The organism is Pantoea sp. Tr-811 (assembly GCF_011752535.1).
Classification (GTDB): Bacteria; Pseudomonadota; Gammaproteobacteria; order Pseudomonadales; family Pseudomonadaceae; genus Aquipseudomonas.
In genome coordinates, this window is record NZ_VWXJ01000006.1 from 130,887 (window position 1) to 148,432 (window position 17,546).

General features: G+C 61.4%; 21 protein-coding genes, 1 tRNA gene and 1 pseudogene. 12 read left to right on the forward strand and 11 right to left on the reverse strand.

Annotated elements, in window-relative coordinates; all coding sequences use genetic code 11:
* Nucleotides 1-35: 35 nt before the first annotated feature.
* The 3 genes from F3J44_RS11370 to F3J44_RS11380 form a co-directional block, all read right to left on the reverse strand.
* Complete coding sequence (locus F3J44_RS11370) at nt 36-950, reverse strand: c-type cytochrome (RefSeq protein ID WP_167065061.1); 915 nt, start codon at nt 948-950, stop codon at nt 36-38.
* On the reverse strand, nt 947-1,597 hold the full coding sequence (locus F3J44_RS11375) for a cytochrome c (RefSeq protein ID WP_167272392.1): 651 nt from the start codon (nt 1,595-1,597) through the stop codon (nt 947-949). The genes F3J44_RS11370 and F3J44_RS11375 overlap by 4 nt, the downstream gene beginning before the upstream one ends.
* Nucleotides 1,598-1,742: 145 nt before the next feature.
* Nucleotides 1,743-2,102, reverse strand: a complete 360-nt coding sequence (locus F3J44_RS11380) for a hypothetical protein (RefSeq protein ID WP_167065067.1) — start codon at nt 2,100-2,102, stop codon at nt 1,743-1,745.
* Nucleotides 2,103-2,262: 160 nt separating this feature from the next.
* Here F3J44_RS11380 and F3J44_RS11385 point away from each other — a divergent pair, with 160 nt between their 5' ends.
* From F3J44_RS11385 to csrA, 8 genes are all read left to right on the forward strand, one after another.
* On the forward strand, nt 2,263-2,565 hold the full coding sequence (locus F3J44_RS11385; protein ID WP_167065070.1) for a DUF1883 domain-containing protein: 303 nt from the start codon (nt 2,263-2,265) through the stop codon (nt 2,563-2,565).
* Between the two features lie 8 nt (nt 2,566-2,573).
* Nucleotides 2,574-2,744: a hypothetical protein gene (locus F3J44_RS11390; protein ID WP_167065073.1), complete on the forward strand. Its 171-nt coding sequence runs from the start codon at nt 2,574-2,576 to the stop codon at nt 2,742-2,744.
* A gap of 25 nt (nt 2,745-2,769) precedes the next feature.
* Nucleotides 2,770-3,846 (forward strand): nitronate monooxygenase family protein, encoded by a 1,077-nt coding sequence (locus tag F3J44_RS11395; RefSeq protein WP_167272394.1) that lies wholly within the window; start codon nt 2,770-2,772, stop codon nt 3,844-3,846.
* Between the two features lie 334 nt (nt 3,847-4,180).
* A complete protein-coding gene (modA, locus tag F3J44_RS11400; RefSeq protein ID WP_167065079.1) occupies nt 4,181-4,939 on the forward strand; it encodes a molybdate ABC transporter substrate-binding protein in 759 nt (252 codons plus the stop codon).
* Nucleotides 4,939-5,619, forward strand: coding sequence for a molybdate ABC transporter permease subunit (gene modB / locus F3J44_RS11405; protein WP_167065082.1), 681 nt, complete (start codon nt 4,939-4,941; stop codon nt 5,617-5,619). Before modA ends, modB begins: the two co-directional genes overlap by 1 nt.
* Before the next feature lies 1 nt (nt 5,620).
* Nucleotides 5,621-6,712: a molybdenum ABC transporter ATP-binding protein gene (gene modC / locus F3J44_RS11410; protein WP_167272396.1), complete on the forward strand. Its 1,092-nt coding sequence runs from the start codon at nt 5,621-5,623 to the stop codon at nt 6,710-6,712.
* Between the two features lie 57 nt (nt 6,713-6,769).
* Nucleotides 6,770-7,792, forward strand: a complete 1,023-nt coding sequence (locus tag F3J44_RS11415; RefSeq protein ID WP_167272398.1) for a DNA topoisomerase IB — start codon at nt 6,770-6,772, stop codon at nt 7,790-7,792.
* Nucleotides 7,793-8,046: 254 nt separating this feature from the next.
* Complete coding sequence (csrA, locus tag F3J44_RS11420) at nt 8,047-8,244, forward strand: carbon storage regulator CsrA (protein ID WP_012315047.1); 198 nt, start codon at nt 8,047-8,049, stop codon at nt 8,242-8,244.
* A 65-nt stretch (nt 8,245-8,309) separates the two neighbouring features.
* On the opposite strand, the gene F3J44_RS11425 is transcribed toward csrA, so the two are convergent.
* The 4 genes from F3J44_RS11425 to F3J44_RS11440 form a co-directional block, all read right to left on the reverse strand.
* On the reverse strand, nt 8,310-8,663 hold the full coding sequence (locus F3J44_RS11425; RefSeq protein ID WP_167272400.1) for a response regulator: 354 nt from the start codon (nt 8,661-8,663) through the stop codon (nt 8,310-8,312).
* Nucleotides 8,664-8,674: 11 nt separating this feature from the next.
* On the reverse strand, nt 8,675-10,120 hold the full coding sequence (locus tag F3J44_RS11430; protein ID WP_167272401.1) for an ATPase domain-containing protein: 1,446 nt from the start codon (nt 10,118-10,120) through the stop codon (nt 8,675-8,677).
* Between the two features lie 5 nt (nt 10,121-10,125).
* Nucleotides 10,126-11,286 carry a nitrogen regulation protein NR(II) gene (locus tag F3J44_RS11435; protein WP_167272403.1) on the reverse strand — a complete coding sequence of 387 codons (1,161 nt, stop codon included), beginning with the start codon at nt 11,284-11,286 and terminating at the stop codon, nt 10,126-10,128.
* A gap of 79 nt (nt 11,287-11,365) precedes the next feature.
* Nucleotides 11,366-11,653, reverse strand: coding sequence for a hypothetical protein (locus F3J44_RS11440; RefSeq protein ID WP_167272406.1), 288 nt, complete (start codon nt 11,651-11,653; stop codon nt 11,366-11,368).
* 253 nt (nt 11,654-11,906) lie between these two features.
* On the opposite strand from F3J44_RS11440, the gene F3J44_RS11445 reads away from it, so the two are divergent.
* Together F3J44_RS11445 and F3J44_RS11450 are read left to right on the forward strand one after the other, a co-directional pair.
* Nucleotides 11,907-11,991: transfer RNA gene (locus tag F3J44_RS11445), tRNA-Leu, on the forward strand.
* A gap of 112 nt (nt 11,992-12,103) precedes the next feature.
* The gene (locus F3J44_RS11450) at nt 12,104-12,544 is read left to right on the forward strand and encodes a DoxX family protein (protein ID WP_370526397.1); all 441 of its coding nucleotides are present in this window, start codon (nt 12,104-12,106) and stop codon (nt 12,542-12,544) included.
* A gap of 1 nt (nt 12,545) precedes the next feature.
* Here the strand turns inward: F3J44_RS11450 and F3J44_RS11455 are convergent, their stop codons facing one another.
* Nucleotides 12,546-12,740, reverse strand: coding sequence for a hypothetical protein (locus tag F3J44_RS11455; RefSeq protein WP_167065102.1), 195 nt, complete (start codon nt 12,738-12,740; stop codon nt 12,546-12,548).
* Nucleotides 12,741-13,531: 791 nt separating this feature from the next.
* Here F3J44_RS11455 and F3J44_RS11460 point away from each other — a divergent pair.
* Nucleotides 13,532-13,756, forward strand: a pseudogene (locus F3J44_RS11460) (transposase); the annotation flags it as partial.
* On the opposite strand, the gene F3J44_RS11465 reads toward F3J44_RS11460, so the two are convergent.
* The 3 genes from F3J44_RS11465 to F3J44_RS30360 all read right to left on the reverse strand — a co-directional run bounded on the left by F3J44_RS11465 (nt 13,753) and on the right by F3J44_RS30360 (nt 16,377).
* On the reverse strand, nt 13,753-14,223 hold the full coding sequence (locus tag F3J44_RS11465) for a lysozyme inhibitor LprI family protein (protein WP_167272409.1): 471 nt from the start codon (nt 14,221-14,223) through the stop codon (nt 13,753-13,755). The pseudogene F3J44_RS11460 and the gene F3J44_RS11465 sit on opposite strands and share 4 nt — an antisense overlap.
* Before the next feature lie 728 nt (nt 14,224-14,951).
* A complete protein-coding gene (locus F3J44_RS11475; RefSeq protein WP_167272411.1) occupies nt 14,952-16,097 on the reverse strand; it encodes a hypothetical protein in 1,146 nt (381 codons plus the stop codon).
* Between the two features lie 112 nt (nt 16,098-16,209).
* Entirely contained in the window at nt 16,210-16,377 is a 168-nt protein-coding gene (locus F3J44_RS30360; RefSeq protein WP_167272412.1) for a Com family DNA-binding transcriptional regulator, read from the reverse strand.
* An 802-nt stretch (nt 16,378-17,179) separates the two neighbouring features.
* Here F3J44_RS30360 and F3J44_RS11485 point away from each other — a divergent pair.
* Nucleotides 17,180-17,503 (forward strand): DUF1654 domain-containing protein, encoded by a 324-nt coding sequence (locus F3J44_RS11485; RefSeq protein WP_167272414.1) that lies wholly within the window; start codon nt 17,180-17,182, stop codon nt 17,501-17,503.
* Nucleotides 17,504-17,546: the final 43 nt, after the last annotated feature.

The following is a 17,546-nucleotide window of genomic DNA, read 5'->3' on the forward strand; positions in this document are numbered from 1 at the left end:
GCACGGGCACGCCGCGCAGGGGCCGGGCGCCATGCTCAATGGCCGCTGCCCTGCCCCAGCAACACCCCATCGACCTGCTGGCCATACAGGTTGACGCCATCATTGGCATGGAACTTCAGCCGCGTTTTCTCGATGGAACCTTCCACCAGGCGCGGGTCCTGCGGGCGCTCGTGGCGGTTGACCCAGGCGGCCACGTCCCAGGCCTGCTGGTCGCTCAAGGTACCCGGCTTGCCCAGGGGCATGTTGTACTTGATGAACGAAGCCGCGGTGTTGATCCGGTGCATGCCGGCCCCCCAGTTGTAGGCGTCCTTGCCCCACAGCGGCGGCATCACGTACTCGCCCGCCACCTTTTGCCCCTGGCCATCGTCACCGTGGCAAATAGCGCATTGCGCGCGGTACACCTGCTGGCCACGGGCGAAGTCGTAGCCGCCCTTGGGCTGCGGCACGTCGGGGTAGCCGCGGCCGGCAATTTCCACGCCAGTGGGCGCGCGGGTAGACAACCAATAGGCATACACCGACAACGCCGTCATCTGCGGGCTGTCCGCCGCCGGCGGCTTGCCATTCATGCTGAACTGGAAACAGCCCTGCACGCGCTCGGCATAGGTGTTGACCTTGTCGTTCTTCTTGCGATACGCCGGGTACATCGGGTAGGCACCCCACAGCGGCGCAGAATGCGCCAGGCGCCCCTGGTCGAGGTGGCAGTTGCTGCAGTTCATGCCGTTGCCCACGGCCTCGGGCATCAGGCGCCGGGTGTCGACGAACAGCGCGTGGCCTTCACGGACCATCTTGCCAAAGGCGTTGTCCGGCAGTTCGCCCTCGCCTGGGGGCATGAAGCGCGGCGTGGCATCGCCAGCCGGCACCTGCAGTTGGGACTGGTCTGGCATGGCAATGGGCACGGCCAAGGCATTGCCCATGGCCAGCAGTAGCAGGGTTGGCATCAGGCGCTTCATGGCTGGGCCTCCTGGCGGGCGGGCTGGGCGAAGAACTCGGCAATCGCCTGGACTTCGGCATCGGTCATGGCCTTGGCCACGCCGACCATCAACTGATTGGGGTCGTTGCGCCGGCTGCCATCGCGCCAGCTATTGAGTTGCGCCACCAGGTAGGCCGCAGGCTGCCCGGCCAGGGGTGGGAAATGCTCGCCCACACCGCTGCCGCCAGGGCCATGGCATTGCACGCAACCGGGAATCTGCCGCAGCCAGTCGCCGTACAGGGCCAGGCGCTCGGTGGCATTGGCCGCGATCTGCTGGCGCCGCAGGGGCGGGGCTGGGTCGGCGGGCAGGCTGGCCAGGTAAGCGCTGACGGCATCTATTTCATCGTCCGTCAGGGCCTTGGCCAGGGGCGCCATCACCGGCTGCTGGCGGCTGCCGCTGCGCCAGTCATGCAATTGCTTGCTCAGGTAGCCGGCCGGCAAGCCGGCCAGGCGGGGAAAGCCTGCAGCCGGCATGCCCTTGCCGTCAGGCCCATGGCAGCCCAGGCAAGCCATGGCGGCGGGGTTGGCACCACCCTGGGTGAATACGTTCTGGCCATCGGCGCCATGCGCCGCGGGCCAGGCCAAGATCAGCAAGCTGCCGATCACGACGCGACTCAACGGGGTCATCACGAATCTCCATTTCTTTTGTTATAAGCTTAGGCTTAAAAAACATAAGCAAATGGATACTAGCCCCGTAGGGAAAGCCGCAACAACGCCTGGGCCGACCAAGGGATGGCAAATGGCCTTTTAACCGCGCATCACTTGCGCCAGATCAACTACCGGAGATGCATTCGGTCACTTGCGTGCGCACATCCCCAGGGCGAAGTGGGAAGTTGTTGAGCCGTTCGTGCAGCTTGATGCTGCTGCCACTGCCGCGCTTGCCGATGTCCACCAACGCTGCCGGCCCCGTGCCGGGGGTGAGCTTCTGCGGCACGATCAGGCGCAGGCCCTCGCCGTGTTTTTCCTCTTCCAGTGGGCCGCGGGACTCGGCCAGGCGCTGCTTCACACAATCGGCGAATTCACGCGGCGTCTTGCCAGAGATCACTTCCAGGGTTTCCCGCGATTGCTCCAATTCCGAGACGCTGGCACAACCGCCAAGCGCCAGGCACAACGCCGCCACCATCCACTTCATTTGCAGCACCTCTGCTATCAAGAATGTGTACGACAACGGCAAGGCGCATTTGCTCCGTGCTTTGGCAGATTTATCTACGGCGCGGCGGCCAAGCGCGGCAGGGCAGGTTCACATCGTGGTATCGTTCGCCTTTGCAGAACCAGACTTTGCGGAGCACCCCATGAAATTCGTACACCAGCGCGAGCACCTGAACGAGGACGACATCGTCGTCATCGAATGCTCCCAGCGCTGCAACATCCGCCTGATGAACGACGCCAACTTCCGCAGCTTCAAGAACGGCGGCCGGCACACCTACCACGGCGGCCACTTCGAACGCTTCCCGGCCAGAATCACCGTACCCAGCACCGGGTTCTGGAACATCACCATCGATACCGTGACCACGCGCCCGATCTCGGTGACCCGCAAGCCGACCCTCACCCACAAGATCAAGATCATCCGTCGCTCGTCGTCGAAACTCGGATAAGGCCCGCCATGACCCAGAACATCAAGTACGTCATCAAGTACAAGCTCGACGGCCAGCGCCGCTGGGACTTCGCCGTGATGGCCGATGCCTCCCACGAGCAGGCGCTGGAAGCCCTGCGCAAGATCCACGGCGATGACGCCGAGAAGATCAGCGACATCCAGGTGAGCAAGGCACTGTAAGGCCACCGCATTCAAGGAGTAGCGCATGAGCAACTGGCCCGACCGTCGTATCCTCGATCTGCTGGGCATCGAGTTGCCCATGCTGCAAGCGCCGATGGCCGGTGCCAGCGGTTCACCCCTGGCCATTGCCGTGGCCAAGGCCGGCGGGCTCGGCGCCCTGCCCTGCGCCATGCTCACCGGCGAGCAGGTGTACGCCGAGGTTCAGGCGTTCCGCACCGCCTGCCCGGGGCGCCCGCTGAACCTCAATTTCTTCTGCCACCAGCCACCTGCGCCCGACCCAGAGCGCGATGCCCGCTGGAAGCAGGCGCTCAAGCCGTACTACACGGAAGTCGGCGCCGACCACGAGGCGCCCTCGCCCGTGTCCAACCGCGCGCCCTTCGACGAACAGAGCTGCCAGTGGGTGGAGCAGTTGCGCCCGGAGGTAGTGAGTTTTCACTTCGGCCTGCCCGAGGCGGGGTTGCTGGAGCGGGTCAAGGCCACCGGGGCCAAGGTGCTGTCCAGTGCCACCACGGTGCAGGAAGCGCTGTGGCTGCAGGCCCACGGCTGCGATGCAATCATCGCCATGGGCTATGAGGCCGGTGGCCATCGGGGCATGTTCCTGAGCAACGACATCACCAGCCAGATCGGCACCCTGGCCCTGGTGCCGCAGATTGCCGACGCCGTGCAACTGCCGGTGATCGCCGCCGGCGGCATCGCCGACCATCGTGGCCTGGTGGTGGCACTGGCACTGGGTGCCAGCGCCGTGCAGATCGGCACCGCCTACCTGTTCTGCCCCGAGGCCAAGGTGTCGCCAGCCCACCGCCATGCCCTGGACACCGCAGCGGCCAGCGACACGGCGCTGACCAACCTGTTCACCGGGCGCCCGGCGCGGGGCATCAACAACCGCATCATGCGTGAGCTGGGGCCGATGAGCGCACTGGCCCCGCGCTTTCCGCTGGCAGGGGGCGCGCTGATGCCCTTGCGGGCGATCACCGAGCCCCAGGGCAACAGCGATTTCAGCAACCTGTGGGCAGGCCAGGCCTTGCGCCTGGGCAGGCCTATGGGCGCCGAGGCGTTGACGCGGGAGATTGCCGAGAAAGCCTTGGCGCAGATAGCGCGATAGCCATCGAACCGCTGCCGCCCGCCTACACCGGCTATCTGGTTCAGAACTCTGTGGGAGCGCGATTCGTGTAGGAGCGGGCTTGACCCGCGAAGCAAGCACCGCGGTGCATGGCACCGGCTGCGCCGGTGTTCGCGGGGCAAGCCCGCTCCTACAAAGGATGGCGGCGCGCCTACGTGCAATATTCCCTGCGCGACAACGTAGCCCGCAGTGCTGGGGGATCTCCTAGAGGTATCGTTGCGGCGCGGCCAACATCAACTGAAGCCCCCTTCCCGACAAATGGCCTATCGCTATATAGTCACCACCATAACGATAACCACCCCAAGGAGCAGTCTTCATGCGTATTCGCCTGTCCCACCTGGCCGCCACCGCCCTGGCCAGCCTGATTTCCCTCAACAGCGCCTGGGCTGACGAGGTTCAGGTTGCCGTCGCCGCGAACTTCACCGCGCCGATCCAGGCGATCGCCAAGGACTTCGAGAAAGACACCGGCCACAAACTGGTCGCCGCCTATGGCGCCACCGGGCAGTTCTACGCACAGATCAAGAACGGCGCCCCGTTCGAAGTGTTCCTCGCCGCCGATGACAGCACCCCGGCCAAGCTTGAGCAGGAAAAGGAAATTGTCCCAGGTTCGCGTTTCACCTACGCCATCGGCACCCTGGCGCTGTGGTCGGCCAAGCCCGGCTATGTGGACAACAAGGGTGAAGTGCTGAAGAAGAACCAGTTCCAGCACCTGTCCATCGCCAACCCGAAAGCCGCGCCTTACGGCCTGGCCGCCACCCAGGTACTGGATAAACTCAAGCTGACCGAGGCCACCAAGGGCAAGATCGTCGAAGGCCAGAACATCACCCAGGCCTTCCAGTTCGTGTCCACCGGCAATGCCGAGCTGGGCTTCGTTGCCCTCTCGCAGATCTACAAGGACGGCAAGGTCGAAAACGGCTCGGCCTGGATCGTACCGTCCAACCTGCACGACCCGATCCGCCAGGACGCCGTGATTCTCAACAAGGGCAAGGACAACCCAGCGGCCAAGGCCCTGGTCGACTACCTCAAGGGCCCGAAAGCCGCTGCGGTGATCAAGTCCTACGGTTATGAAATCTGATGCCACTGGACGCCAGTGACCTGGGTGCGATCTGGCTGACCCTGAAGTTGGCCAGCCTGACCACCTTGATCCTGCTGCTGGTCGGTACGCCCATCGCCTGGTGGCTGGCGCGCACGCGCTCGTGGCTGCGCGGGCCGGTGGGCGCGGTGGTGGCCCTGCCGCTGGTGCTGCCGCCAACGGTGATCGGCTTTTACCTGCTGATCGCCCTTGGCCCGCACGGCTGGCTCGGCCAGGCAACCCAGGCCCTGGGCCTGGGCACCGTGGTGTTCAGCTTCACCGGCCTGGTCATCGGCTCTACCGTGTATTCGATGCCCTTCGTGGTACAGCCACTGCAGAACGCCTTTGCCGCCATTGGCCAGCGCCCGCTGGAAGTCGCCGCGACCCTGCGCGCCAGCCCCTGGGACACCTTCGTCCATGTGGTGCTGCCACTGGCCCGGCCCGGCTTCGTCACCGCCAGCATCCTGGGCTTTGCCCACACCGTGGGCGAGTTCGGCGTGGTGCTGATGATTGGTGGCAACATTCCCGACAAGACCCGCGTGGTTTCGGTGCAGATCTTCGATCACGTCGAGGCCATGGCCTATTCACAAGCCCACTGGCTGGCCGGTGCCATGCTGGTGTTCTCGTTCCTGGTGCTGCTCCTGCTGTATGCCGGGCGCCGTAGCAAGGCTGGCTGGAGCTGAAATGAGCGGATCCATTGTGGCGCGCCTGAAACTGGCGCGTGACGACTTCACCCTGGACGTCGACCTGCAACTGCCCGGGCGCGGCATCAGCGCGCTGTTCGGCCATTCCGGTTCCGGCAAGACCTCGTGCCTGCGCTGCCTGGCCGGCCTGGAGCGCGCAGCCAGTGCCTACGTCGAGGTCAATGGCGAGGTGTGGGAAGACAGCACCCGCGGCTACTTCCAGGCACCCCACCTGCGCCCAGTGGGCTATGTGTTCCAGGAGGCCAGCCTGTTCCCGCACCTTTCGGTGCGCGGCAACCTGGAGTTCGGTTGGCGGCGGATTGCGCCAACCGAGCGCAAGGTCAGCCTCGACCAGGCCAGTGAGCTGCTGGGCATCAGCCACCTGCTGGCGCGCAAGCCATCGACCTTGTCCGGTGGCGAGGCGCAGCGCGTGGGTATCGCCCGGGCATTGCTCAGCAGCCCACGGCTGCTGTTGATGGACGAGCCACTGGCGGCCCTGGATGGGCCGCGCAAGCGCGAGATCCTGCCCTACCTGGAACGCCTGCACGACGAACTGGACATTCCGCTGGTGTATGTCAGCCATGCCCAGGACGAGGTGGCGCGGCTGGCCGACCACCTGGTGCTGCTGGAGCAAGGCCGGGCCATGGCCAGCGGGCCGATCGGCGAAACCCTGGCCCGCCTGGACCTGTCGCTGGCCCAGGGCGAGGATGCCGGCGTGGTGTTCGAAGGCCTGGTGGTTGGCCACGACCCGCAGTACGACCTGCTCGACCTGCGCCTGCCCGGCAGCGACGGGCTGCAGTTGCGCATCGCCCACCCGGCGCACAGCATGGGCAGCACCTTGCGGGTCAAGGTGCAGGCCCGCGATGTCAGCCTGGCGCTCGACGCCGGCTGTGCGTCGAGCATCCTCAACCGCCTGCCAGTGCGGGTGCGCGAAGTACGCCCGGCCGACAACCCGGCCCATGTGCTGGTAAGCCTTGAGGCCGGCGGCAATGCGCTGCTGGCGCGCATCACGCGCTATTCGGCCGACCAGCTCGCACTGCAGCCGGGCCAGCCCCTGATCGCCCAGATCAAGTCGGTGGCGCTGCTCGGCTGAGCAAGATCCCCCTGGCTGCGGTCCACTGATCAGTCACCTGATCGAGGCCCGCCGCCGATGCTCGACTGCCCGCTGCCCCCCAGCCTGCATTATGTGGACGACAACCAGCCAGGCCTGAGTCGCCGGCGCTGGCGCGACCGCTTCATCTACCTCGATGCCCAAGGCCAGCGGGTACGCGACCGCGACACGCTGGCGCGCATCGCCGCCCTGGTGATCCCGCCGGCCTACACCGATGTGTGGATCTGCGCAGACCCCCAGGGCCATTTGCAAGCCACTGGGCGTGACGCACGCGGGCGCAAGCAGTACCGCTACCACGTGCAATGGCGCGAATTGCGCGACCAGCACAAGTACGGGCGCATGCTCGCCTTCGCCCAGGCCTTGCCGAAATTGCGTGCGCAGCTGCAAACGCACCTGGCCCGCCCGGGGCTTGACCGGGAGAAGGTGATGGCGCTGGTGGTCAGCCTGCTCGACCACACCCTGATCCGGGTTGGCAACCAACGTTACCTGCGCGATAACAAGTCCTATGGCCTGACCACCTTGCGCAACCGCCACGTCACGGTCCAAGGCAGCACCATCCGCTTCCAGTTCCGTGGCAAACGCGGCGTCGAACACAATGTCACCCTGCGCGACCGACGCCTGGCCAACCTGCTCAAGCGCTGCATGGAGCTGCCCGGGCAGACGCTGTTCCAGTACCTGGATGCAGACGGCCAGCGCCACAGCATCGGCTCCAGCGAGGTGAACCAGTTCCTGCAGCAGCTCACCGGTGCCGACTTCACCGCCAAGGACTACCGCACCTGGGCCGGCAGCAGCCTGGCGTTGAGCCTGCTCAGGCCGTTGCAATGGGAACCGGAAAGCGAAGCCAAGCGCCAGGTCGCCGCCATCGTCAAGCAGGTTGCCACGCGCCTGGGCAACACCCCGGCGGTGTGCCGGCGCTGCTACATCCACCCAGCAGTACTGGAGCACTACGCCCTCGGGCGCCTGGCCGGACTGCCAGGGCGCCGGGTACGCAAAGGCCTGGACCAGGAGGAAGTGACACTGCTGTTGTTTCTCCAGGCCCTGGAGGAAAAGGACGATCATTGAGCCGCGCTATTTACCCCATCATGCAGAGAAATTTCCCATAAAGGCCGAACCCCCCTATTCTTGCCATCGAGCACCACCGCCAACACCCGGTTGGCGCTTTACCTCGGCACCTGCCACTTAAAGAGGCGCAACAGAATTTACCTTCAAGGGAATTACTAACCCGTGAAAGCGTCTTTAATGAGAAGGAAGAGGGACAAGCTCCCACCGCTGCGGCACTTGGCCAGGCGGATTTCTATATCACCAAGGAGAACTACATGCTGATACTCACCCGTAAGGTTGGCGAAAGCATCGTCATCAACGATGACATCAAAGTCACCATTCTGGGCGTAAAAGGGATGCAGGTGAGGATTGGCATCGATGCACCAAAGGATGTTCAGGTGCACCGTGAAGAGATCTTCAAGCGCATCCAGGCCGGCAGCCCGGCGCCGGAAAAGCACGACGATCAACACTGAGCTTCCTGCTTCAAGCCGCACGGACGCGCTTGATCCACTGGCCGGCGCACGCCGCAAGCTAAAGCTCAGGTGCCGATCAACTCACGCACCTTGGCGATCATGCTGTCCATGTCGAATGGTTTGTCGAACACCGCGGCGAATAGCTCCGGGCGTCCTTGGCTGGCCTGTGCGCCGCTCATGAGGATTACCGGCAGGTCGTGCAGTTGCAATTCCTCACGAATCGCCATCACCAACTCTTCGCCATTGAGCATGGGCATCATGTAGTCAGTGATCACCAACTCCACGCGCTTTTCCCTGAGGGCTTCCAGCGCCCTGCGCCCGTTGCTGGCTTTTTCGACCAGAAAACCTTCATCCTCCAAGGCAAAACCGAGGATGTCGACAATCAGGTATTCGTCATCGACGATCAGGATGGTGTTCATCGTTCGCCCCGTCACCCACCCCCTTGCGGCACCGGTGTTCCGGAAAGCACGCCGCAGGCACCCTCGAATGCCTTGCGCAGGCTGATGCCTTGCGGCCCGATGTGCAATTCATGAAGGGCCGGGTCGTGGTGGCTGTCGCGCACCTTGAGAATCGACAGCATGCGCCGCAATTGCGAATCGAGCTCTACAAAACGCATCAGCATGAGGTTGTCGACGATGCTCGACAGGTCCGGGGCTGGCGCGCTGATTTCCGAGCCGAAAATGTCCCGCATCTCCCAGGTGAGCATCACGCTGACGTGGCGCGCACGCAATTCGCCGGTCAAGGCGCGGAAGAACGCATTGAGCCGCGCCGGGTCCGCTGCCAGGCGGCTGAAAGCGCCGAGGCTGTCGATGAGTACGCGCTTGCTGCCGTGCTGTTCGACCTGGGCCAGCAAGCGCGCACCAACCTGGTCGAGCAACCCTTCGGTGGTGGGTTGCCATGCCAGCTGCAGGCTGCCTTCGCGCTCCAGGGCTGCGAAATCGTAACCCAGTGAGGCGGCCTTCAGGCGCAGCCTGCCGGGGGTTTCATAGAAGCCGAAATGCAGGGCCGGCGCCTGGGCACTGGCGGCGCCGAGAAAGGCCAGGCCCAGGGAGGTCTTGCCAATGCCGGAGGGCCCCATCAGCAGCGTGACCGAGCCTTGGGCCAAGCCGCCGTCGAGCATTTCATCCAGGGTTTGCACGCCAGTGGTGACCCGGTTCAACGACTCGCCACCGAGCTGGCTGGGGTGACTGTACAGCGCCTCAAGGCGCGGAAACACGTGCATCCCGGCCTCGTCGATCAGGCACTCGTGGCGGCCGGACAACGCACTGCTGCCACGGGTCTTGCGCAGCTGCACATGGCGCACGGCGCGGCTACCGATTAGTTGCTCGCCCAGTTCGATCACGCCATCGACCATGGTGTGTTCGGGGCTGCCTTCGTCCAGCCGGGCGCTGGTCAGCAGCAACACGGTACAACCGGCGAAGGCCGCGTGGCCTTGCAGTTCGGAGACGAATTTCTTGGTGTCCAGCGCCGTTTCCGCCCGCACCCGGGCATTGAGCACGCCGTCGACAATCAGCAGGCTGGCCTGCTGCCGGGCGATTTCCTGGCGGAGCAAGCGCACCACGGCCTCCAGGCCTTCCTGCTCCAGGGTGTCGAACGCGCTGACGAACTGGATCGGGTCACCCACCAGGGCCGGGTCGAAGAATTCGAGGGTGGCCAGGTACTGGAACAACCGCTCATGGGACTCGCTGAGCAAGGTCGCCACCAGCACCCTGCCGCCGCGGCGCACATGGCCGCAGGCCAGCTGGTTGGCCAGGATGGTCTTGCCGGCGCCCGGCGGCCCCTGAACGATGTAGGAAGCACCCGCCACCAGCCCGCCCTTGAGCAGCGCATCGAGCCCGTCAATTCCCGTGACCAGCCGCTTGAGTGTTTGCACCATGATGGCTACCTGTTGAGTTGCGCTCGCGCGCCAGGCTGGTGGGTCGGCAGGTACAGGCGCATGCAGGTGCCCTGGCCGGGCGTGCTGTCGACGCTGATCGAGCCATTGCTTTGCTTGGCGAAACCATACACCTGGCTCAGCCCAAGCCCTGTGCCCTTGCCAAAGGCCTTGGTGGTGAAGAACGGCTCGAAGATACGCGGCAGCACTTGCGGGTCGATGCCTTCACCGCTGTCGCGCACTTCGAAGCACACATAGGCGCCACAGAGCCCGTCCACCTCGCCTGCCAGCTCCACGGCCTCGGCCGCCAAACGGATGGTGCCGCGTTCACCAATGGCATCGCGGGCGTTGAACAACAGGTTCAGCAGGCCCATCTGCAACTGCCCGGCATCCACCTCGATTGGCGGCAGGTCGGGCTGGACCTCGTCAAGCAAGGCGATATCACGCGGCAGGGCGTGTTCGAGCAAGCTGCGCGTGGCTGCAACCAGCTCGGCGGGTGCAACCAGGGAAACATCGAACTGCCGGTGGCGAGCGAAAGTGAGCAACTGCTGGGTCAGCTCGGTACCACGTTGGCTGGCATCGAGAATATGCTCGATCATGCGTCGCACGCGAGCAGGGTCTGGGCTGGCCAAGGCCAGGCGCGCCGAGCTGATGATGATGGTGAGCATGTTGTTGAAGTCGTGCGCCAGGCCACCGGTGAGCTGCCCCAGGGCTTCGAGCTTCTGTGCCTGGAACAGCTGGGCACGAACGGCATCGAGTTGCAGCGCCGACTCGCGCCGGTCGGTAATGTCACGGGTAACCTTGGCCAGGCCGATGATCTGGCCTTGTTCATCGCGAATCACATCCAGCGCGGCCAGCGCCCAGAACTGCGTGCCATCCTTGCGCACGCGCCAGCCTTCGTCCTGCGCCACGCCCTGCTCCAGGGCCTGGCGAACCAGGCGCTCGGGGCGCCCGTCGGCGCAATCCTGCGGGGTGAAGAACATGGAAAAGTGCTGGCCGATGATCTCCTCGGCGCGGTAGCCCTTGATCCGTTCGGCGCCAGGGTTCCACGACACCACTCGGCCGCTGGGGTCGAGCATGTAGATGGCGTAATCCACCACCGACTGCACCAGTTGCTCGTAGCGGCTGGCGGGCATGTTTGGGTGTTCGGTGCGGTCGGCTGAAACCATGCAAGCTCCACAGGCACAGCGGAAGGGACGAGTTGAGCTTAGCCGAGCCCACGCATGAAGGGGTGTGCCCAACGCCGGATCATGTGTTTCCAGGCTCTACCAGCGCGGGGCTCAAGCGCCGGGGCATGGCCACCTTGAGCAGCCACAGGCACACCAGCATCACCCCCGCCCCTGCCCCCAGCGCCATCAAACGCTGGGGCTGCGGGCTCGCGGCATCGAGGCCGAGCATCAGCAGGTAGCCACCCAGGGCCATCAGCGTCAGATACAGAAACCCACCCAGCAGCAGTACCAGGGTCAACAGCAGACGCCAGCGCAGCCGCGGGCGAACGACGCGCCCGGTTTCGGCAGGGGGAGCGGCCTGGGGCATGGCATCACACTCATTGGATCCATTCAAGAAGAGCAACAGTGGCGTAATGACAGCAGCGTGTCAATTACTGGGGGTTGCTCTTCAGTGAGTAGAGGATAGGCGCCACAGCTTGCAGGGCTATACCAATGGATTATAAACAGCCCACCATGGCCGGGTGCCTGCGCCTAGCATGGGGTTTCCCGGCAGCGCTGAACAGCGTCTAAACCGTTGAATTGTGCAAGCTTTTGGTGTCTAATGCGCGACTTGCCGTCGTGCCCCGATGGTGAAATTGGTAGACACATCGCACTTAAAATGCGCCGTCGCGAGACGTCCCGGTTCGAGTCCGGGTCGGGGCACCATGTCCACCCCGTGGGCACCTGACGACTCCCTCCTGCAAAAGCCCATCGCCCCTGGCGGGCGGCGCTTTCAAGCTGCTCCCTGCAAGCCCCAACGCAACTGCTAGAGTTGAGCATGTCACCGCTCATCTGGAACGCCGCCATGCGCTATTCCCTGCTCGATGGTCAACGCGACTTCATTCTGCTGATTGCTCGCGTGCTGCTGATGATCCTTTTCCTGATTTCCGGCTGGGCCAAGCTGACCGGGTTCGAGGGCACGGTGGGCTATATGACCTCGCTGGGCGCACCGGCACCGATGCTGGCGGCGGCGGTGGCGGTTGTCATGGAGTTTTTCGTCGCCATTGCCTTGATCCTGGGTTTCTATACCCGCCCGCTGGCGCTGCTGTTCGCCTTGTTCGTGCTCGGCACAGCCTTGCTTGGCCACCCTTTCTGGAACATGGTCGAACCTGAGCGTGCCGCCAACATGACGCAGTTCCTGAAAAACATGAGCATCCTCGGCGGCCTGCTGGTGCTGGCGGTCAGCGGCCCGGGCCGCTACTCGATCGACGGGCGCTGAGTCAGTCGTCCGGGTCGTCGTGCCAGGCGGGGTGACCAGGCTCGTCGTCGTCCAGGTCATCGAACAGCGCCTCGTCCTCTTCGACGTCGTCTTCGGCACCCTGGGCGTCGGCCTCTGGCTCGAAGTCGTCATCGAGGAATTCGTGGTCGAGCAGGTGATCATGCTCGGGCTCGTGCAGGTCGTCTTCGTCGCGCATGGTGGCTCCTGGAATCGTGGCACGCCTGTATAGGCGGATCGGCGGGCGGGGTCAATGGGTGGCGTTAATGTTGGGTTAACCGGGCGGGCCCAGGCTGAAAGCTCTCCCTTCAAAACGCTTGTTGCCCGCCTTCATGGCGGGCTTTTTTTGCCTGGTTTACAAGCGCCGCATTCCCCTGTAGGAGCGGGCTTGCCCCGCGAAGCAGGCGACGCAGTGCGTGGCACCGGCTTCGCCGGTGTTCGCGGGGCAAGCCCGCTCCTACAAAAATATAAGTCGAATCAGATAGTTACGATTCGCTCCCTAGGAGCGCAATTCGCGATACGCCCTTTCACGAAATGATGACAAGGGCCTTGGCACACTAACCCTGCTTCTCTCGTTCTTTTGAACCCGCCACTGGTTGGCGGGTTTTTCTTTTCAGGGCCCGGACTGACCATTGGCGGTCAATTCGCAGGCATTAAAAAAGCCCCGCAACCTTAAGGGTTGCGGGGCTTTCGAATGGTGGAGGCCGAGGTCGGAATCGAACCGGCGTAGACGGATTTGCAATCCGCGATTAATTTTCTTTAATTTCAATAGCTTACAAGCTTTTAGTTTCCGCGCCAACCTGATTCTAGAGCGTCTGCAGCCCTTTAAAATCAAGGGGTATGCATCGAGTTGCGGAACAGATTTTGACCCGTCGTCAGCGGTTTTCAAGACCGTTGCATAAGCGCCCTATCCGTGCAACGCCAGCGGCGAAATCGATTCCAAAACAACGGCGAAACGGCGCGGCTACAGGCCACATACTGCAAATGTCGCTGCGCTCGATAAAGCGCAAGCCCAAGCCTGGCTTGCCCAGACTGTTCGACCGGCCCAAATACCGACAGCGCAACATCATTGAACGCATGTTTGGCTGGCTGAAAGAGAATCGCCGAATCGTCACGCGCTTCGACAAGCTCGCAAAAAGTTATGCTGCGATGGTCTCGCTGGCTTGTGTCATACGGTGTAGGTGTATGCGACGGCTTTTTTCAGACAGAGCCTAGTACCACCCATCAAGCGCACGAAGGCGGTGGAGCGCGTGCTTGTATTTGCATAATAGGGCATACGACGCACGAGCAGTACCAGACGCACTCTCTGCGCCTATTCCTTTGCAGTCGGTTTCAACATATTTCTCCCACTGCGCTTGAGAGTCCTGGAGCATTGTCGGAACCAAATCATAGGTCACAAACCCGTCAGGACGTTCGGCCATGATCCTAGCGGTGACCATTTTTTTCTGATATTTCTGATTGACGCCCTCATTGGCTGCCTGCAGCATTACAGCCAGACAACCGTCGCTATCCCCTGTCGTACGAGTGTTCGGATCTCTCAAACACTTTTGCCAATCGGCTTCGATTTTCGCAGCGAACTGACGAACCGCGTCATCAAGAGCCTCTTCCCGGCCTACATCAGCATGAGCAACTCCCGTAGCAAGAGTAGCACCGAGAAGAGTCGCTTTTAATACGCCTTTCATAGATCTCAATCCTTGAGGTAAGCAATCAGGGTATGGTGGCCGAGATATAGGCAAAGCGCAATTCCCATCTGTTACGCCAATTTCTTCGTCAAGCTACACTTGCTTCTGCTCATCAGTTTCGGCATCAAGATCTGTGCAATGATCATGGGATGACCCGACTTAAGGCCTCACCAGCCTTATCAGCTGCCTGGGTTCCGGTGGTCACGGCCTTCGACGCCTTACTCGCTACCTCTGCCCGGCGCCACCAGCGGCGGGCGATGAATTCAAATGCGCATCGGTCCATCAGGTTGTCCCTTCAAGCTTGATGCGTAGGCGGGCTATCTCATCGCTCTGCAGCGTAACCCGCTCTGTGAGGCTGGCCACTTGAGTGCCTCGATTTTACCTTCCATGCGACCAACTGTGGCTGCGAGGTCGTTTTGCTCCTTGGCGAATTGGTCGGCGCGGGCCTCGGCTTCTTTCCGGGTCTCGCGCTCAATGTCGAGTAATTCATTTAGGCGTCGGACGACGCCGATGTCAGCAGTGTCCATGGCCATGTCAGTAGCATCCCGAGACAGCCACTTGCGCAGCCACAAGAAGCCACAAGAAGCCACCTAGAAATACGGTAGCCGTTACGCGCTGTGCCAGAACCAAAGTCGGTCGGATCCAATAGTCACTCTGGGACAGGAATGGCCACCAGACTGGTGGCCATTCATTAGATGACAGCCACGCTGCCAACAAAAAAATAAGACTCAGAAATCCCCTGTCCCGGCCGCGTTCAGGAATAGATTACGAATAGCATCATTGCGACTCTCGTCTGGGATAGCTCGATGAGATTCGGCCGCTGCAGTTGCCCAATCCTGGTTGCTAACGGCTTGCATGAGCCGAGGGAAACCGGTTGACAGCCCGGTCTCACCCACGTTGTAGACCATATCTTGCAAAGCGACGCGTGCAGCACCTGGATATTTCCCAATGTCAGGAAACAGTCGAGCCAGCTTGACAAAGCTTGCATCGATTAGATGCCCAAGTTCAGAATCGATAAATTCGCTGGCCAGGTAAAGATCCGTGTAACTTTCATACCAGTCAGCCACATAATTAGTTGGCAAAGAATGAATACTCCGCCACTCGGCTCGTTTCTGCTCAACAGTAGCAGGACCATTAGCGGAAGTAAGGAACGGATACTCAGCAGCCGCACTTTCATTTGGCAGCATGAACCCCACACCAACTGTGACGTTACCACCCCTATCAAGATACATATGATTTGTATTGCCTTCGTGCTGTCTCATCGCAGACTCAATCGCCTGACGTTCTCGAGTAGTAAAGTCAGCAGCTTTGTCTTCCTCCGGGAAGTTAACTTTGGCAGTAGCATCTACCTGAGCGGACCCATCTGGAGCTAGCGAAATTGATGCCTGAATCTTCACAGTATGAACATCGGTTTGCTGAAAGGTAGCCAAATAGGGGCCATTCATACGGTTTGGCAGGCTAATTGAAAATCCAGTACCGACATATACGCCGGTTTCAGGCGTATCCGTCCAATTCCCGAAAGCATCATAAGCCCTAAGAAAATAGGACTTCGTAAACATAACACCGCTGTTACTCATTACCACGACTGATACTTGGGCATTCCTATGTGACGGGTTTTGCAATTCGAGAAATTCACGTACAACGTAGTTAATCGACAAACCGCTGCCAACTGATACTGATGCAGTGCCACTACCATCATTGAGTACCGTATAGCCTGTCACCGTACTGGGGTAATCCTCGTTACCAAATGCATTAAAAGTCAGCTTCTGAAATCCACTTTCGGCCACAAAGCCCGAGCCTTGTTTCGAAGAAGAAATTTGTGCGCCCGAAAAGTTTTCGTCTTCATTTTTCAGGGGAACAATACTAAACGCCATGGTTTTTTCCTTTCATGAGTAATATGAAAGGCGATCAACGTCGCTCTTTCATCGCTCATGGGCGATGAGTTCGAAGCTCTAGGCTTTCTGGATATAACTGATCTTGGCGGGATTACGCCTGCGAAGACTTCTCGCCAGCAACTATGAGCGATTGATATCGGTCTGTTGCTGTCACTTGGTTCATCGTCCTACACCGGGAGCACTTGATCTGGAGCTGGTTAACCCCTGCTGCACGGGCGAGGAGTCGGTTGCATTTTCCGCAACGAATATCTCTAAGCATCTGCAAAGCCTTAAGTTTTTCTGCTAGGCTCCGCCCCGCTCGCGCGAGCAGTGAGGGCCTTGGCTGGCTTGCAGGCACGATCTGCGATCTGGCGTCTCCCTTGGGTGTTACAGCACCCTCTGGAGTCGCCCTCTCTTTTTCTCGCCGCACAAATGACAAGGCCCGATTAGTTCGGGGCTTTTGCTTTTCTGCGGGTACTACAAAACCGGCGCCTGGGCGATGGCTTGCACTGCGGATTCAAAAGTCAGTTGCATTTTGTGTTCCTCCAGTGGATTCCCAAAGCACTCGGTCGCCCAGGTGCTTCAGTGAATCGTTCTGTGCTGCTATCTCGTTACGCATTTCTGGATCATTCGCCAGTTCGGTATCCCTCGACCCGCCGCAGGTTCTCCCTGCGTTTCCTTCCAGCACCCAAGTCACTCCCAAGGCGGTAGGTCAGATCAGATCGCCGGTCCCCAGTAAAGGCGTAGCGGCTTGATGGTTAGGTTTAGACAGAGCCTTTGTATCGGCCCTCCCTGTCCTTGCCGGACAGGCGGCCCGCAGCATCTCAGCTGCGAAAACCTACTCAGTTGTTAAAGAGCGGCGGCCTGTGAGGGCCTGGGCAGTCCCTGGTTGGTGACTGCTTGAGGTGAAATTTAGCCAAGCGCTAAAAATTAGTCAATAGCTAGTAGCTAAATTATTTTCGCTGAGCGCAAAACCCCCGCTTGGCAGAAGATTTCTTTCCGGCCCCCTTTACGCCGGATTTAGCACTGAGCTATGCTTTCCCAAAATACTGTACGAATATACAGCAACAAGGAAGTGATCTATGTCCAAGCAGAACAAAGCAGCGCCCAATCAGCGCCAGGAAATGACTGGACTAGAGCGGCTGGGGCTGCGCATATCCTCGATGATCAATCACCCGATCGCGCAGACGCAGCGTTGGGTGACGATCCATCGCCTGGACACGGACGGGGAGGCAGAATGGGAGGAGGTCATAGGCCTCCTGGCTGAAACACCGGAGCTCGACCTGACGTTCAATGACGACGGCACGGTGACCGTTCGCTGGGAGCGAAGCGCGCTTCAGGAGCGGGACGACTTCATCGTTGAGGAGGATAGTGAGGTAGAAGTGGAGGAGGAGGCGCCATTCTGACGGGCAGAAAAAAGCCCGCAATGTGCGGGCTTTCCTCAGGCAG

Bases quoted from the DNA above. Each gene is read 5' to 3' on its own strand.
- F3J44_RS11465 (WP_167272409.1), bottom strand. From the start codon at position 14,223: ATGAAAGGCGTATTAAAAGCGACTCTTCTCGGTGCTACTCTTGCTACG.
- F3J44_RS11385 (WP_167065070.1), top strand. From the start codon at position 2,263: ATGAAATTCGTACACCAGCGCGAGCACCTGAACGAGGACGACATCGTC.
- csrA (WP_012315047.1), top strand. From the start codon at position 8,047: ATGCTGATACTCACCCGTAAGGTTGGCGAAAGCATCGTCATCAACGAT.
- F3J44_RS11430 (WP_167272401.1), bottom strand. From the start codon at position 10,120: ATGGTGCAAACACTCAAGCGGCTGGTCACGGGAATTGACGGGCTCGAT.
- modC (WP_167272396.1), top strand. From the start codon at position 5,621: ATGAGCGGATCCATTGTGGCGCGCCTGAAACTGGCGCGTGACGACTTC.
- F3J44_RS11370 (WP_167065061.1), bottom strand. From the start codon at position 950: ATGAAGCGCCTGATGCCAACCCTGCTACTGCTGGCCATGGGCAATGCC.
- modB (WP_167065082.1), top strand. From the start codon at position 4,939: ATGCCACTGGACGCCAGTGACCTGGGTGCGATCTGGCTGACCCTGAAG.
- F3J44_RS11380 (WP_167065067.1), bottom strand. From the start codon at position 2,102: ATGAAGTGGATGGTGGCGGCGTTGTGCCTGGCGCTTGGCGGTTGTGCC.
- F3J44_RS11485 (WP_167272414.1), top strand. From the start codon at position 17,180: ATGTCCAAGCAGAACAAAGCAGCGCCCAATCAGCGCCAGGAAATGACT.
- F3J44_RS11395 (WP_167272394.1), top strand. From the start codon at position 2,770: ATGAGCAACTGGCCCGACCGTCGTATCCTCGATCTGCTGGGCATCGAG.
- F3J44_RS11440 (WP_167272406.1), bottom strand. From the start codon at position 11,653: ATGCCCCAGGCCGCTCCCCCTGCCGAAACCGGGCGCGTCGTTCGCCCG.
- F3J44_RS11455 (WP_167065102.1), bottom strand. From the start codon at position 12,740: ATGCGCGACGAAGACGACCTGCACGAGCCCGAGCATGATCACCTGCTC.
- F3J44_RS11435 (WP_167272403.1), bottom strand. From the start codon at position 11,286: ATGGTTTCAGCCGACCGCACCGAACACCCAAACATGCCCGCCAGCCGC.
- F3J44_RS11415 (WP_167272398.1), top strand. From the start codon at position 6,770: ATGCTCGACTGCCCGCTGCCCCCCAGCCTGCATTATGTGGACGACAAC.
- F3J44_RS30360 (WP_167272412.1), bottom strand. From the start codon at position 16,377: ATGCTTAGAGATATTCGTTGCGGAAAATGCAACCGACTCCTCGCCCGT.
- modA (WP_167065079.1), top strand. From the start codon at position 4,181: ATGCGTATTCGCCTGTCCCACCTGGCCGCCACCGCCCTGGCCAGCCTG.
- F3J44_RS11475 (WP_167272411.1), bottom strand. From the start codon at position 16,097: ATGGCGTTTAGTATTGTTCCCCTGAAAAATGAAGACGAAAACTTTTCG.
- F3J44_RS11450 (WP_370526397.1), top strand. From the start codon at position 12,104: ATGTCACCGCTCATCTGGAACGCCGCCATGCGCTATTCCCTGCTCGAT.
- F3J44_RS11425 (WP_167272400.1), bottom strand. From the start codon at position 8,663: ATGAACACCATCCTGATCGTCGATGACGAATACCTGATTGTCGACATC.
- F3J44_RS11375 (WP_167272392.1), bottom strand. From the start codon at position 1,597: ATGACCCCGTTGAGTCGCGTCGTGATCGGCAGCTTGCTGATCTTGGCC.
- F3J44_RS11390 (WP_167065073.1), top strand. From the start codon at position 2,574: ATGACCCAGAACATCAAGTACGTCATCAAGTACAAGCTCGACGGCCAG.